The 14936-nt window shown below is 60.8% G+C and carries 16 protein-coding genes; 1 reads left to right on the top strand and 15 read right to left on the bottom strand.

What is annotated here, in order from left to right; genetic code table 11:
• From ACZ0BA_RS05665 to ACZ0BA_RS05645, 5 genes are all read right to left on the bottom strand, one after another.
• Positions 1-417, bottom strand: a complete 417-nt coding sequence (locus ACZ0BA_RS05665; RefSeq protein WP_463450350.1) for a type IV pilus modification PilV family protein — start codon at positions 415-417, stop codon at positions 1-3.
• Positions 414-1064 carry a pilus assembly FimT family protein gene (locus ACZ0BA_RS05660; protein ID WP_463450349.1) on the bottom strand — a complete coding sequence of 217 codons (651 nt, stop codon included), beginning with the start codon at positions 1062-1064 and terminating at the stop codon, positions 414-416. Before ACZ0BA_RS05660 ends, ACZ0BA_RS05665 begins: the two co-directional genes overlap by 4 nt.
• Positions 1052-1480 carry a type IV pilin protein gene (locus ACZ0BA_RS05655; protein WP_463450348.1) on the bottom strand — a complete coding sequence of 143 codons (429 nt, stop codon included), beginning with the start codon at positions 1478-1480 and terminating at the stop codon, positions 1052-1054. Before ACZ0BA_RS05655 ends, ACZ0BA_RS05660 begins: the two co-directional genes overlap by 13 nt.
• A gap of 180 nt (positions 1481-1660) precedes the next feature.
• Complete coding sequence (locus ACZ0BA_RS05650; protein WP_463450347.1) at positions 1661-2806, bottom strand: sensor histidine kinase; 1146 nt, start codon at positions 2804-2806, stop codon at positions 1661-1663.
• Positions 2799-3485 (bottom strand): response regulator transcription factor, encoded by a 687-nt coding sequence (locus tag ACZ0BA_RS05645; protein ID WP_463450346.1) that lies wholly within the window; start codon positions 3483-3485, stop codon positions 2799-2801. The genes ACZ0BA_RS05650 and ACZ0BA_RS05645 overlap by 8 nt, the downstream gene beginning before the upstream one ends.
• Before the next feature lie 219 nt (positions 3486-3704).
• Here ACZ0BA_RS05645 and ACZ0BA_RS05640 point away from each other — a divergent pair, with 219 nt between their 5' ends.
• Positions 3705-4514, top strand: coding sequence for a Crp/Fnr family transcriptional regulator (locus ACZ0BA_RS05640; RefSeq protein WP_463450345.1), 810 nt, complete (start codon positions 3705-3707; stop codon positions 4512-4514).
• Here the strand turns inward: ACZ0BA_RS05640 and ACZ0BA_RS05635 are convergent.
• The 10 genes from ACZ0BA_RS05635 to thrS form a co-directional block, all read right to left on the bottom strand.
• Positions 4411-6048 (bottom strand): CHASE3 domain-containing protein, encoded by a 1638-nt coding sequence (locus ACZ0BA_RS05635; protein WP_463450344.1) that lies wholly within the window; start codon positions 6046-6048, stop codon positions 4411-4413. The two genes, ACZ0BA_RS05640 and ACZ0BA_RS05635, sit on opposite strands and share 104 nt — an antisense overlap.
• Positions 6049-6207: 159 nt before the next feature.
• Positions 6208-6840 carry a response regulator gene (locus tag ACZ0BA_RS05630; protein WP_090313944.1) on the bottom strand — a complete coding sequence of 211 codons (633 nt, stop codon included), beginning with the start codon at positions 6838-6840 and terminating at the stop codon, positions 6208-6210.
• Between the two features lie 147 nt (positions 6841-6987).
• Positions 6988-7404: a MerR family transcriptional regulator gene (locus tag ACZ0BA_RS05625; protein ID WP_463450343.1), complete on the bottom strand. Its 417-nt coding sequence runs from the start codon at positions 7402-7404 to the stop codon at positions 6988-6990.
• Positions 7405-7421: 17 nt separating this feature from the next.
• Positions 7422-7769 (bottom strand): integration host factor subunit alpha, encoded by a 348-nt coding sequence (locus ACZ0BA_RS05620; protein WP_008449399.1) that lies wholly within the window; start codon positions 7767-7769, stop codon positions 7422-7424.
• 173 nt (positions 7770-7942) lie between these two features.
• On the bottom strand, positions 7943-10369 hold the full coding sequence (pheT, locus tag ACZ0BA_RS05615) for a phenylalanine--tRNA ligase subunit beta (protein WP_463450342.1): 2427 nt from the start codon (positions 10367-10369) through the stop codon (positions 7943-7945).
• Between the two features lie 78 nt (positions 10370-10447).
• Positions 10448-11467 (bottom strand): phenylalanine--tRNA ligase subunit alpha, encoded by a 1020-nt coding sequence (gene pheS, locus ACZ0BA_RS05610; protein WP_463450341.1) that lies wholly within the window; start codon positions 11465-11467, stop codon positions 10448-10450.
• A gap of 100 nt (positions 11468-11567) precedes the next feature.
• A complete protein-coding gene (rplT, locus tag ACZ0BA_RS05605; protein WP_090313948.1) occupies positions 11568-11927 on the bottom strand; it encodes a 50S ribosomal protein L20 in 360 nt (119 codons plus the stop codon).
• A 26-nt stretch (positions 11928-11953) separates the two neighbouring features.
• Positions 11954-12151 carry a 50S ribosomal protein L35 gene (rpmI, locus tag ACZ0BA_RS05600; RefSeq protein ID WP_026636906.1) on the bottom strand — a complete coding sequence of 66 codons (198 nt, stop codon included), beginning with the start codon at positions 12149-12151 and terminating at the stop codon, positions 11954-11956.
• A 212-nt stretch (positions 12152-12363) separates the two neighbouring features.
• Positions 12364-12903: a translation initiation factor IF-3 gene (gene infC, locus ACZ0BA_RS05595; RefSeq protein ID WP_255372374.1), complete on the bottom strand. Its 540-nt coding sequence runs from the start codon at positions 12901-12903 to the stop codon at positions 12364-12366.
• A gap of 21 nt (positions 12904-12924) precedes the next feature.
• Positions 12925-14832, bottom strand: coding sequence for a threonine--tRNA ligase (gene thrS / locus ACZ0BA_RS05590; protein ID WP_463450340.1), 1908 nt, complete (start codon positions 14830-14832; stop codon positions 12925-12927).
• Positions 14833-14936 lie beyond the last annotated feature (104 nt).

The following is a 14936-nucleotide window of genomic DNA, read 5'->3' as shown; positions in this document are numbered from 1 at the left end:
TCAGTTGGCGATATAGGACGTGAGCAAATGCCGGTTTTGCTCGGTGTTGGCCTTGCGCTGCCAGCGGATCGCGATATCGACCCGGGTCTGGACCACCTGGCGGGTCACGGTGACCGAAACGATGGCGCCCGGAATCAGCACGCGCGTCTCGGCAAGCCAAGGCGCGATGGCCGCGCCCGGCGTGCCACCCTCGGCAAGGTTGTAGGCGGCCAGATTGGCGGTATCGGCAGTCATCACACCCAGCAGCTTCTCGCCGGCGATAGTGGCTTCGGCGCGCATGCCGGCGTCCGACAGCGCCGAGTAGGCGCGCGCCTGCAGGCCGACCGTGCCCAGCAGCCCGATGCCCAGGATCACGATGGCCAGCATCGCCTCCAGCAGCGCGATGCCGCCCTGGCGGCGGGTAGGCATGGTCTTCATGGTGGACAGCCTCTGCTATCGGTTTCCGGTAAAGCCGGATTGCACTTGGTCGCCATGCCGGCCAAGGTCACCACCAGCGCCACCGGCGGCACGTCGCCGGCAAACGCCGTCGACGGGTCAAGGCGAAGGCTGCCGAGGCGGCCGGCAAACAACGGATCGACCCAGCCGAGCGGCGTGTAATACACCTGGCTGGTGCCGGCCGGTTGCGTAGTCGGCAGCAGGATCTCGGCCGGCGGCAGCGCGTCGGCGGCGCGGAACACCGACTTCCAGCCGGCCTCTCCTTCCGGGTCGTTCGCCGATGGCGCATCGGTGGTCGACCAGGCGCCTTGGGCGTCGCTGCACTGGGCGGCCGGGCTGACGAAACAGATATCGACCTGCCAATCCATCTGGCCGGTGTTGACGTTGGGCGTCAGCGAAATGCGGCTGAAGGCGTTGTGGACGACGGCTTGGCGGCGCGCAAGGCTGAAGCCATCGGCATAGAACTCGCTGGCGCCGCGCGCGCGGTTGGCCAGCAGCCAGTGGCTGACATTGGGGATGCCAATCGCCAGCATGATGCCGAAAATGGTGATCGTCACCAGCAGTTCGATCAAGGTGACGCCACGCTGGCGACGCCGGCCGCGCCGGAACGACCGCGTCAATTGGTGCATGCGCCACCCTTATGGTCGACCCAGCAGGCGCTGTTGACGCCCCAGCCGTTCGGGCTGCCGGTGGTGGCATGTGCGCCGTTCTGGTCGATGGTGTAGACGAAGCCGGTCATTTTGCCGGTGCCGGTCGCGGTCAGCGTATAGGCCGAGGCCGACGCGCCGCTCAGGGCATAGGTGAAGTAAGGGGTATTAGCCGGAAAGGTGTTGGACGCGTTGAAGCCGACGTAGGTGCGGTTGTTAGACCAATACTGCTCGGCGGCCGGCTGAGCGCCGCCGAGCGCCGTGAAGACCTCGCTCAAGCGACCGCGCACGACGTAATCGCTATACGCCGGAACGGCCACGGCCAGCAGGATGCCGACAATGGCCACGGTCACCATGACCTCGATCAGCGTAAATCCGTTTTGTAAGCGTCGCTTCATGACTGGCTCCCGGCAATGTTATTTCCTAGAACCAGTCTACGCGCGCTAGCTTGCATTACCCTGAGGAAATGCTGACAAACACCTGACAAACAACAGTTGGGGCGCAATAGGGCTCGGGAGGCTGGCAAGTTCTGATCCGCAATGCATGCGCTGTTGGCGGAGCTGGCGGATTACGCTGCGCTAATCCGCCCTGCTTGTCTCCTGGGTATCTCCAGGGGCTGTGGCCGGGAGGTTGAAACGGATCGTGAACAGGGCGCCCTGGCCGCTGTGGGCCTCGCCGATGTGCAATGAGGCGCCGTGGACGACGGCAATGTCGCGCACAATCGCCAATCCCAGGCCGCTGCCGTGGGTCTTGTCGTCGAGCCGGACGTAGCGGCTGAATATTTGCTCGCGCTTGGCCGCCGGAATGCCGGGACCGCTGTCCTCGACACTCAGCACGCCGCCACCGTCTTCCACCCCGCAGGACACCGTCACCGCGCCGCCCGGCGGCGTGTAGCGGATCGCGTTGTCGATCAGGTTGTCGATGAGGTCGCGCAGCAGGAAACGGTCGCCGCTGATGTCCACCGGGCGCAAATCGAAACCGATGTCTATTCCTTTCGCGCTGGCCTGGTCGACAAAGGATTGAATCGCGTCCTCGACCAGCACGTTCAGCGCCACCGCTTCCAAGCGCGTTTTTTCGAAGTGGTTCGGTTCGGCGCGGGCCAGCGCCAGCAGCTGGTTGGTTTGCCGTATCATGCGCTCGGTGGCCGACAGCATCAGCTTGACCGAGTGCGCCGTGTCCGGCTCGGCGTGGCGCGCACCCATCCATTCGAGCTGCGTCTTGAGCCCCGCGAGCGGCGTGCGCAGCTGGTGCGCAACGTTGGCGAGAAAGTCCTGCCGCGCCCTGGCGCCGTCGCCCATCTTGTCGAGCAGGCCATTGAGGGCCGATACCACCGGCTCCAGTTCGTACGGGACATCGGCGACCGCGATCGGCGCGAGGTCGTCGCCGTCGCGCGCATTCAGGTCGGCGCGCAGGCGGTTCAGCGGCCGCAGTGCGTTGCTCACCGAGAACCAGATCAAACCGACGCAGGCCAGCGCGATCAGTACTTCCAGCAACACCAGCCCACGCACCACCGCTTGCCGCATCTGCACCTGCCTGTCGGGGCTTTGGGCGACCGCGTTCCGTTCGCCCGGCGGCGACTGCGGCGGCGCGTCGGACTGGCTTTCGACGAAGGCGATCCGCGTCGGCAGCCAGGCGAGCATGTAGGCCAACGCCCCGCCCGCCAGATTGATCAGCAGGATGGGTACGATCAGCGTTTTGAGCAGCCGCAGCCGGATGCTAGTCATCCGTCCTCCGGGCCGGCGCCACCTCGAGCATGTAGCCAAAGCCACGGATGGTGCGGATCGCGACGCCGGCGTCGGCGATCTTCAGCCGCAGCCGCGAGATGTACACCTCCACCGCGTTCAAGGTCAGGTCGTCGCCCCACGGCAGAATGGCTTCGATGATTTGCTGCTTGGACACCACGCGCGCGCCGTGCTGCAGCAGGTATTCAAGCACCGCCCATTCACGCACCGACAGTTCGACGGTCTTGTCGCGCACCCGCGCCCGCTTGGCCGACAGGTCCAGCACCAGATCGCCCAGAGTCAGCAACGTCGGCCTGGGCGCGTTGCGCCGCGCCAGCGCCTTCAGCCGCGCGACCAGCTCGGCGGTCGCAAACGGCTTGACCAGGTAGTCGTCGGCGCCCAGCTCCAGTCCGCGCACGCGGTCCTCGATGGCGTCGCGCGCCGTGAGCAACAGCACCGGCACCTGACTGCCGCGCGCGCGCAGCCGGCGCACCACTTCGAAGCCGTCGATGCCAGGCAGGCCGATGTCGAGCACGATCACCTCCGCCTGCGCGGCACGCTGCAGCAGCGCGTCGGCCTGGGCGCCGTCGCCAAGCACCTCGACCACCATGCCGTGGCCGCCCAACACGCGGCTCAGGCCGTCGGCGAGGACTGCGTCGTCTTCCACTACAAGTACATGCATGTTGTGCGCCCTCCGACTGGGATTTGTGCATTATGCACCTGCGCCAAAGGGAAATATAGTTGCCGCGTAGGACCAGACCTACAGCCAACCATGTTGCAAGCCTACATTTGTGCGTCTACTCCTCTTATGTTCGCAAACTAACATTCCCCCTAAAGTGCTATCAACACGTCACATATGCCCCGGACGTGATGTGTATCGCCAGAGATTAGTGAGGAAAACATGAACAACACCCAAGTCAACGCAACCAAAAAATCCACCGCATCGAGCACCATGGCGGTCGATTCCAGCCAGTTTAAGGTTGCGTCGCGGCCTGTTGTCAGCTACAGCGGCACCCAGCAAAACGAACTGCTGGCCGCGCTTCCCCGCGAGGTGCTGGAGTCCTTGTTCGAGCACCTGGAACTGGTGACCCTGCCCTTTGGCAAAGAATTGTTTGAATTCGGCGGCGCCATGGATTACGTCCATTTCCCGACCACCGCCATCGTGTCGCTGCTGTATGTGATGGAAGACGGCGCCACCACCGAGATCGCCGTGGTCGGCCATGAAGGCGTGGTTGGCGTGTCGCTGTTCGACGGTGAGCGCGCCATGTGCAGCGCCGTGGTGCAGGCTGCCGGTTACGGCTATCGCATGAAGGCCCAGCATCTGCGCGACGCCTTCAACCAGGGCGGCGCCCTGCCCGCGCTGCTGATGCGCTATAACACCGCGCTGTTCGCGCAGATGGCGCAAAACGCCGTTGGCGGCCGCCACAGCTCGATTGAACAAAAGCTGTGCCGCTGGCTGCTGGACCGCCTGGACCGCTCGCCATCGAACGAATTGAAAGTAACGCAGGAAATGATTTCGATCATGCTGGGCGTGCGGCGTGAAAGCATCACGGCCGCCGCCGGCAAACTGCAGGAAGAAGGTTTGATCACCTACCGTCGCGGCAACATCACCGTGCTTGATCGCTCAGGCTTGGAGGATTATGCGGGTGAGTGCTATAAGGTTGCGAAGACTGAGTACGACCGTCTGCTGGTTGATGTAGGACGCTGTTAAGAACGTCGGTAATGGCGGTCGGCAGCGGCGGTAACGGCGCTGCCGTTTGCATGGTCGCCGCCATCACCGCCTGCGCCGTCTGCGGCCGCGCGCGCCGCTCTTGTCCCGGCGCCGGCACCGCTTCCGGCGCCACCCCACTGCCGCTATCGCTCTTACGCAGCGGAATCGCCACTTCGATGCAGGTCCCTTTATCGTCACGTCCCCGACGTATCGTCATTGTCCCGCCCAGCAGCAAGGCACGCTCGCGCATGCCCAGCAGACCATGCGACATTGGCTTGACGATGTTGTTGGCTTCGATGCCGATGCCGTCATCGATAATGCGCAACATCAGCGCTTCCTGATTGCGGTTCAGCGTCACCGTCACCCGGCTGGCCTTGGCGTACTTACGGATATTGGTCAGCGATTCCTGCACGATGCGGAACAGAGCGATCGACAGGTCGCCGGAGTCGCGGCCGAGCGCCTCGATGTCGGCGGCGACGTCGCAATCGCAGCGCACGCCGGCCATGCGGCTGAACTCGTCACAATAACTTTCGATGGCGGCGCACAGGCCCAGGTTGTCCAGCAGGCTAGGCCGCAGATTCTCAACGATGCGGCGCTTCATCTCCACCGCCTCCATCAAGGTGCCGCGCGCGCGCGTGAGCTGGGCCGCCATCTCCGGCTGGTCTTTTTTCAACTGGTGTGTGACCGCCGCTATGTCCATGCTGATCGAGGTCAGGAAGGCGCCCATTTCGTCGTGCAATTCGCGTGACAGCCTGACTTTTTCCTCCTCGCTGATACTGATCAGGTGGCGCGACAACACGGATAGCTGCTCGGTACGCTGCTCGACCTGCGTTTCCAGGGTTTCGTTGGCCGCTTGCAGCGCGTGCTCGACCTGGGCGCGGTTGGCGAAACTGCGCCGCACCAGCTGATAGAACATGATCAGCACCACGATGGCGACAGCGTTGATGCTCATGCCGAGCAACACCGCCTTTTGATATTCCTGATAGAACATGGCGCTGCGCGTGGCCATGGTCTCATTTTGTTCCTGCTCCATGATGACCACCTGCAGGCGGATCTCATCCATGCTGCCGCGTCCATCGCTAAGCTTCGCGATTTTGACGATTTCCTCCAGCCCGCCCTCGCGGTAGACGTCGATGGCCTGGCTCACCGTGGTCAGCCGGCGGCGCACCAAGGTTTGCAATTGGGTCAGGTTTTTGAGCTGAGTCGGATTATCGGCCAGCAGCTTTTGCAGTTCCTTGAATTCGTGTTCGCTGTCGACCAATGCGGTCCGGGTCGGGCCCAGATAAGCGTCGCTGCCGGACAGGAAATAGCCGCGCATGCTGCTTTCGGCATCCAGCACCAGCACATTGAGGTATTGCAGACGGTCGGCGACGCGCGCGCTCTGTCCGAGCAGCACTTGCGCACCGCGCAGGGCCTGCAAATTGTAAAACAGGCTGAAGCCGTTGACGATCAGCAGCAAGGCGCAGGTCACGCACAAGACAGTCTTGTACAACGGCAGCCGATGATGCGGCGCTGTTTCGGCGGTGAAATACATCCACTTCCTTCGCGGGGGGGGTTAAATTCAGTCCGGCAACACGCCAAGCTGACTAATTATAGTCCGTTAGGGAAATAGATGCAGCAGCGGCGCACCTCAAAAGTGCGCAACTGTATCCATTGAGCAAGTGGTCCCAGGACGGGACCATCTCACAAAATTTCAGTCAAGCAAGTTATTTTTCATTGCGTAATATGTTAAATCGCTGTTCGACTGCATCCCCATCTTTTCCATGATGCGGGTGCGGTAGGTGCTGACGGTCTTGATACTCAACGACAAGGCCACGCCGATATCGGACACCGTGGCGCCCCGTGCCAGCCGCAGGAAGACCTGGAACTCGCGATCGGACAGCTCGGTGTGCAGCGCCGTATTTGGATCGCGGTCGAAGCTTTGCGCCAGCAATTCACCGACGGTCGAGCTAACATACCGGCGTCCCTGGTACACGGTGCGCACGGCGGTGATCAGCTCATCGGCCTCGCACTCCTTGTTCAGGTAGCCATTGGCCCCCATTTTAAACAGGTTGAGTGCGTACTGCTGAGCCGGATAACCGGACAATATCAGCACCGGCAAATCGGGCTGTCCCTGCCGTATCGTACGCAAGGTATCGATGCCACTTTGATCGGGCATGGCGATATCGAGCAGCAATACGTCGCAAATCTCACGGCGAGCGATATCGAGCGCTTCACGCCCCGTACCGGCTTCCGCGACCACGTCGAAATCGTCCGACGCCGAAAAAATCTGTTTAAATCCTGCTCTTACTATTTGATGGTCGTCACAAATGGCAACGCGTATCATTGTTTCCCCTCGTCTTGTCCGGCCCGCACCCGCTGGGGTACGCCTGACTTCACGCCACCGTGTATATCAGCGTCGCTGATAATTGAATAATATTGAAAGTATATCAGGAATTAGCTTCTTGCCACGCCCTGTGCAGCAGTGCGCGCACTAGTCTCGCTGGAGCAGACTGAGGATGGAAAGCAGTTCGCTGCGTATCATTTCGCGGTCCAAGGGAGCGGGCAAATCCTTCGCCACGTCGCCGTTGAGAGCCGTTTCGACATCATACTCCGCAGCCGCGCCATCGACAGCACGGCTGTCCAGTTTATTGCGCGCACCGCTGATGGTGAAGCCTTGCTCGTACAACAGCTCGCGAATGCGCCGTATCAGCAGCACCTCGTGGTGCTGGTAATAGCGGCGGTTGCCGCGCCGTTTGACCGGTTTGAGCTGGGTAAATTCCTGCTCCCAGTAACGCAACACATGCGGCTTGACGCCGCACAGCTCGCTGACCTCACCGATGGTGAAGTAGCGCTTGGCCGGTATCGGCGGCAGGACGACCAGGTCGGACTTGGCGAGACGATCGTTCATCACTTCTCAGCTCCCACTCAGGCGGCGCGTGCCATCGGGTTGGTCTCTTCGACCATACCCTTGAGTTTTTGACTGGCATGGAAGGTCACGACGCGGCGCGCCGTGATCGGGATTTCCTCGCCGGTCTTGGGATTGCGGCCCGGACGCTGCGGCTTGTCGCGCAACTGGAAGTTGCCGAATCCGGACAGCTTGACGGCTTCGCCACGCTCGAGCGCATTGCGAATCTCGTCGAAGAAGGTTTCCACCATGTCCTTGGCCTCGCGCTTGTTCAGACCGACCTGTTCGAACAGCAGTTCGGCCAGTTCCGCCTTGGTCAGCGTGGGCAAATCTTTTTCCGCATCCTGGCGTACCTTGGCGACCTGCATGGCCCGATGCAAATCGGCAGCCAATGCGGATTGGAGTACGGCGGAATCAACGTCGTTGTTATTAATTTTCCTGCCCTGCCTTATCAAAGAACGACTGAGTCCGGCCTTGTGCCGGACTCCAGAATGATCAAAAAAAGAAAATGCGACCGCGTGGCGATGGCCCTATGGACGCATCAGGTGCGCAAGCGGGCGCCGTGTTTTTGCTTGGCCGCGTCGCCTGCCGCAGCCATGATGGCTTCGACAACATCGTCCTGCAGCGTGTTTTGAGTATCTTGCAAGCTAAAGCGGAAAGCAAGCGATTTCTCGTCTTGCTCCAAACCTTTTCCACGATATTCATCAAACAAAACAATGGCTTGCACGATCTTTCCCTGCGGACTCGCTTGCACGGCAGCATGAAACGCGTCCAACAAATCCTGGGCTGGAACGTCTTGCTTGACTACCACGGCCAGATCGCGCGTGGCGCCGGGGAACTTGGAGATCTCTGCATATTCTGGCACGGACCGTTGCTGCAATGCAACCGCATCCACCTCGAACACGACCGGCGCTTGCGGCAGTTCGTACTTCTGCAACCAGCGCGGATGCAGCTCGCCGATGAAGCCGATCACCTTACCGTCGAGCAGCACGTGCGCCGAGCGGCCCGGGTGCAGCGCCGGGTGCTCAGCCTTGACGAAGCGCAGCGGCAACGGCGCGAACAGGTGCTCCAGGTCGGCCTTCAGGTCGAAGAAATCGACCGCGCGGCTGTCCTGGCCCCATTGCTCGTCCGCCACGGTACCGTAGGCGATCGCGGCGACGCGTTTCGGCTGCCTGTAGCCGGCCACCGTCAGCGGACCGTCCGGCACGCTGTCGTCGCGCTGGTAGATCGCGCCGACTTCAAACACGCGCACGCGGTTGGTCTTGCGGTTCAGGTTGTAACGCACGTTGGCGACCAGGCTGCCGACCAGGGTCGAGCGCATCACGCTCATCTGGCTGGCGATCGGATTTTGCAGCTTGATCGGATTGGCGTTGCCGCCGAAATCCTGCTCCCACGCCGCTTCCACAAAGCTCATGTTGACCACTTCCTGGAAACCCAGGTCGGCCAGCTGATGGCGCACGGCAAACAGCGAGCGCGTGTTTTCCGGCGCGATGATCATCGTGTTGGCGGCCACCGGGGCCACCGTCGGAATGTTCTCGAAGCCGTAGACGCGCGCCACTTCCTCGATCAGGTCTTCCTCGATTTCGATGTCGAAACGATAGCTCGGCGCGGTCACCGAAAACACGCCGTTGTCCAGCGTGAACGGCAGCGCCAGGCGGCTGAAGATGTCGGCCACGGTCTGGTCGTCCAGCGCCACGCCGATCACTTTTTGCGCGCGCGCGGTGCGCATCTTCACCGGTTCGCGTTGCGGAATGTTGACGATCTGGTCATCGACCGGACCGACCTTGGTCGCCGCCGTGCCGCAGATTTCGATCAGCAGCGCGGTGATGCGCTCGATGTGCTCGACCGTGGTGGCGTAGTCGACGCCACGCTCGAAGCGGTGCGCCGCGTCGGTCGAGAAATTGTATTTACGGGCGCGGCCCTGGATGGCGTTCGGCCACCAGAACGCCCCTTCCAGATAGATCGACTCGGTCTCGAGCGACACGGCGGTGGCGTCGCCGCCCATGATGCCGGCCAGCGATTCGATTTCCTGATCGTCGGCGATCACGCCCACCCATTCGTCGACGCTGACGGTGTTACCGTTCAACAGCTTCAAGGTTTCGCCGGCCTTGCCCCAACGGACGTCGAGGCCGCCGTGGATCTTGGCTAGGTCGAACACGTGGCTTGGACGGCCCAGCTCCAGCATCACGTAGTTGGAGATATCCACCAGCGCCGACACCGAGCGCTGGCCGCTGCGCTCGAGGCGCTGCTTCATCCAGTCCGGCGTGGCGGCCTTGGCGTTCAGGTTGCGGATCACGCGGCCGGAAAAACGGCCGCACAGGTCCGGCGCCGAGATTTTCACCGGCAGCACTTCGTCGCTGTTGACGGCTGCGTTGCGGAACTGCGGCGCGTGCAGCGCCACGCCGGTCAGCGCCGACACTTCGCGCGCCACGCCCAGCACCGACAGGCAGTCCGCCTTGTTCGGCGTCAGCTTGATGGTGAACTTGAGGTCGTTGAGCGCGTAGTAGTCGCGGAAGTTCTTGCCGATAGGCGCGTCGTCCGGCAGTTCCAGCAGGCCGCTGCCCTCTTCCGACAGTTTCAGTTCCTTGGCAGAGCACAACATGCCCTGCGACTCAACGCCGCGCAGCTGGCCAACCTTGATTTCAAACGGCTTGCCGTCCGCGCCCGGCGGCAGCACGGCGCCGGCCATGGCGCACACGACCTTCAAGCCCGGGCGCACGTTCGGCGCGCCGCAGACGATGTTGAGCAAGGTGCCAGTGCCGACATCGACCTGGCAAACGTTGAGGCGGTCCGCGTTCGGATGCTTGGCCATGTCGCGCACCAGACCGACGACGACGTTGGAGAACGGCGGCGCGACCGGTTCGACTTCTTCCACTTCCAGGCCGGACATCGTCAGCAGATGGGCCAGTTCGTCCGAAGTCATCTTCGGATCGACCATGGTACGGAGCCAGTTTTCGGAGAATTGCATAATCAAGCCTTCAAAGAGTGTCCAGCGGGAGCGCAATGCCTTAAAGGCCGCGCTCGACCGCGTGTGTGTACTGAACCGTTAGTTGAACTGCTTCAGGAAGCGCAGGTCGCCTTCGTAGAACAGGCGCAGGTCGCTGACGCCGTAACGCAGCATCGTCAGGCGCTCAAGGCCGGAGCCGAACGCGAAGCCGATGTACTTTTCCGGATCCAGGCCGAAGTTGCGCACCACCGAAGGATGGACCTGGCCCGAGCCGGAAATCTCCAGCCAGCGGCCCTTCAGCGGTCCGGAGCCGAAGGCGATATCGATCTCGGCGGACGGTTCGGTGAACGGGAAATACGACGGACGGAAACGCACCTGCAAGTCGTCGGTCTCGAAGAAGGCCTTGACGAAGTTCAGGTACACGCCCTTGAGGTCGGCGAAGCTGATGTTCTCGGCGATCCACAGGCCCTCGACCTGGTGGAACATCGGCGAGTGCGTGGCGTCACTGTCGACGCGGTAGGTGCGGCCCGGCGCGATCACCTTGATCGGCGGCGTGTGGCTGCGGGCATAGCGCACCTGCATCGGACTGGTGTGCGTGCGCAGCAGCAGCGGCTTGCCTTCGCTGTCGTTGCCTTCGATATAGAAAGTATCCTGCATCGAACGGGCCGGATGGTTCTCCGGGCTGTTCAAGGCGGTAAAGTTGGTCCAGTCGTTTTCGATCTCGGGGCCGTCGGCCACGTCGAAACCGATCGAGCGAAAGATTTCCTCCACACGCTCCCAGGTGCGCATGACCGGATGCAAACCGCCGCCGGCGCGTCCGCGGCCAGGCAGCGAGACATCGATGGCCTCGGCGTTCAAACGGGTCTGCATCTGGGCGTCGGCCAGCGCGTCGCGCCGGGCCGTCAAGGCCGCTTCGATCTGGCCCTTGGCCGCGTTGATCAGGGCGCCCTGCGCCTTGCGTGCCTCGGGGTCGAGCTTGCCCAGACCCTTCATCAATTCGGTGATCTGGCCGGTCTTGCCCAGATATTTGGCTTTGGCATTTTCCAGCGCGGCGGCGTCATCTTGCGCGACCGTGAAATCCTGCACTGCTGAGGCGACGAGTTGTTCCAGGGAGTCCATGCGTTTTTCTTATCCTCAATCAAAAACGGGGCACAGGTCTAGACCTTTGCCCCGTTCCCACCACCTGCCCGGTAAGGGGCAAGCGATCAACAATCAATGCTTACGCAGCGATTTTTGCTTTCACAGCGTTGACAATCGCGGCGAAGGCCGGCTTGTCCATCACTGCCATATCGGCCAGAACCTTACGGTCCAGTTCGATCGAAGCTTTTTTCAGACCGTTCATGAACACGCTGTACGTCACGCCATGCTCACGGGAAGCGGCGTTGATACGAGCGATCCACAGGCGGCGGAAGACGCGCTTCTTGTTACGACGGTCGCGGTAAGCGTATTGGCCAGCGCGCATAACTGCTTGCTTGGCAACACGGTAAACCTTGCTGCGACGACCACGGTAACCTTTGGCCAGGTTTAAGACTTTTTTATGACGGGCACGAGCTGTAACCCCACGTTTTACTCTAGGCATAGTAACTCCTTAAATTGAGTGTGAGATTAAGCGGATGGCATCATGCGCAGGACGGATTTCACGTCAGCCGCATCGACATTCGTGATACCGCGCAATTGGCGCTTCGACTTGGTGGTTTTCTTGGTCAGAATGTGGCGTTTGAACGCGTGACCACTCTTAACAGTACCACCTGGACGCACGCGAAAACGTTTCTTCGCGGAGCTTTTGGTTTTCATTTTTGGCATAGCAATCTACCCTCAGGGTAGCTCCATATCAAACAGGATTGCAGGTGGTGACACGACGTCACACTTAGATGCCTGCTTTCACTTGTTTTTGCAGCAGATGCGAGTCCACTACATTTACAACAGCCGGCAATTATAGACCACTTGCGGCAAATCTGCACCACAAATTGCAAAGGGCGCCCGAAAGCGCCCCTTGTCGATCCAAACCGGATGGATTATTTCTTCTTCTTGGGAGACAGCACCATGATCATCTGGCGCCCTTCCATTTTGGGGAACTGCTCGACCTGGCCATACGGCTCCAGATCGGCTTTCAGACGTTCCAGCATGCGGAAGCCAATATCCTGGTGCGCCATCTCACGGCCGCGGAAACGCAGCGTGATCTTGGTTTTGTCGCCTTCATCGAGGAACTTGATGAGGTTACGCAGCTTGATATTGTAGTCACCGTCATCGGTACCCGGACGGAATTTGACTTCCTTCACGGCGATGATTTTCTGTTTCAATTTAGCTTCGTGAGCCTTCTTCTGCTCCGAATACTTGAATTTGCCGTAGTCCATCAAACGGCAAACCGGCGGTACCGCCGTTGGCGCGATCTCGACCAGGTCGACATTGGCCTCTTCCGCCAGGCGGAAGGCTTCGGCCAAAGTGACGATACCGAGCGGCTCGTTCTCGACCCCACTTAAACGCATTTCAGGGGCAGTGATTTCGCCGTTGATGCGATGCGACTTGTCAGTAGCTATGGTGATTCCTTTTAAAATCTAATGGTAAGGCCAGTGCGATCAGGCTTTATTGGCGACGTCTTGCTGGAGTCGCTCGATCAGGGCATCGACGGACATGACGCCCAGATCGACATTGCCCCGTGCCCGCACGGCCACGGTGTTGGCATCCCGTTCCTTATCACCAATTACAACGATGTAAGGCAGTTTTTGGACGGAATGTTCACGTATTTTATAGGTTATTTTCTCGTTGCGCAAATCGCTCTGTACCCGGAACCCGCTGCGGCGCAGCTTTTCGGTGACCTGGCTAACATAATCGGCCTGCGCGTCGGAGATGTTGAGCACCGATACTTGCACAGGCGCAAGCCACGTCGGCAATGCGCCGGCGTAGTTCTCGATCAGGATGCCGATGAAGCGCTCCATCGAACCGACGATGGCCCGGTGCAGCATGACCGGCACCTGGCGACTGTTGTCAGCCGCGACATATTCCGCGCCCAGACGCTCGGGCATGAAGAAGTCGACCTGCATCGTGCCGACCTGCCATGGGCGGCCCAGCGAATCCTTCAGATGGTACTCGATCTTCGGACCGTAGAACGCGCCCTCGCCCGGCAACTCGGTCCAGGTCACGCCGCAGGCGCGCAGGCCCGAACGCAGCGCGTCCTCGGCCTCGTCCCAGATTTCATCGGTGCCGATGCGGTTGTCCGGACGCAGCGCCAGCTTGACGTCGATATTGTGGAAATCGAAGTCCTTGTAGACTTCCATCGCCTGCGTGTGGAACGACACCACTTCCGGCTCGATCTGCTCTTCGGTACAGAAGATGTGGCCGTCATCCTGCGTAAAGCCGCGCACGCGCATGATGCCGTGCAGCGCGCCGGACGGCTCGTTGCGGTGGCACTGGCCGAACTCGCCGTAACGCAGCGGCAGGTCGCGGTAGCTGCGCATATTGCTGTTGAAGATCTGCACGTGACCCGGGCAGTTCATCGGCTTGAGCGCGTAGGAACGGTTTTCCGATTCCGTCACGAACATGTTTTCGCGGTAGTTATCCCAGTGGCCGGTCTTGCCCCACAGGCTGGAATCGAGGATCTGTGGCGCCTTGACTTCCTGGTAGCCGTTGACCTGGTACTTGTTGCGCATGTATTGCTCAACTTGCTGCCAGATGGTCCAGCCCTTCGGATGCCAGAACACCAGACCCGGGGCCTCGTCCTGGAAGTGGAAGAAGTCCAATTGCTTTCCAAGCTTGCGGTGGTCGCGCTTTTCCGCCTCCTCCAGCTGGAACAGGTACTGTTCTTGATCTTCTTTTTTGGTCCAGGCGGTGCCGTAGACACGCTGCAGCATTTCGTTCTTGCTGTCGCCGCGCCAGTAGGCGCCGGCCAGCTTCATCAGCTTGAAGACCTTGATCTTGCCGGTGGACGGCACGTGCGGGCCACGGCACAAGTCGGTGAACTTGCCTTCCGAATACAGCGATACGTCCTGGTCGGCCGGAATCGACGAGATGATCTCTGCTTTATATTCTTCGCCGATCGACTTGAAGTAAGCGACGGCCTCGTCGCGCGGCAGCACCTTGCGGGTGACCGGCTCGTCCTTTTTGGCCAGCTCGGTCATCTTCTTTTCGATCGCCACCAGGTCGTCGGGCGTGAACGGACGCTTGTACGAGAAGTCATAGTAGAAGCCATTTTCGATGACCGGGCCGATGGTCACTTGCGCATCCGGGAACAATTCCTTGACGGCATAGGCCAGCAAGTGGGCAGTCGAGTGACGGATCACATCGAGACCTTCCGGGTCTTTGTCGGTGATGATGGCCAGATCGGAATCTTTCTCGATCAGGAAAGAGGTATCCACCACTTTGCCGTCGACCTTACCGGCCAGGGCGGCCTTGCCCAGGCTGGTGGCGATGCTGGTCGCCACTTGTGCCACGGTGACTGGGCCGTCGAATTCACGGGCAGAACCATCTGGAAGGCGGACTGAAAGCATAGTGATCTCCTGTTGGCGCGAGGCCGGTGTAGTTACAGCGGAATTTGATAATAAAAACGCGGACGAAAAAAAACGCGGGCTAGCCGCGTTTTCTCTTTTTTTGA

This window comes from Duganella sp. AC917 (assembly GCF_979258245.1).
Note: the sequence above shows the minus strand (reverse complement) of the source record. Positions and strands in the feature narration are given on the sequence as shown.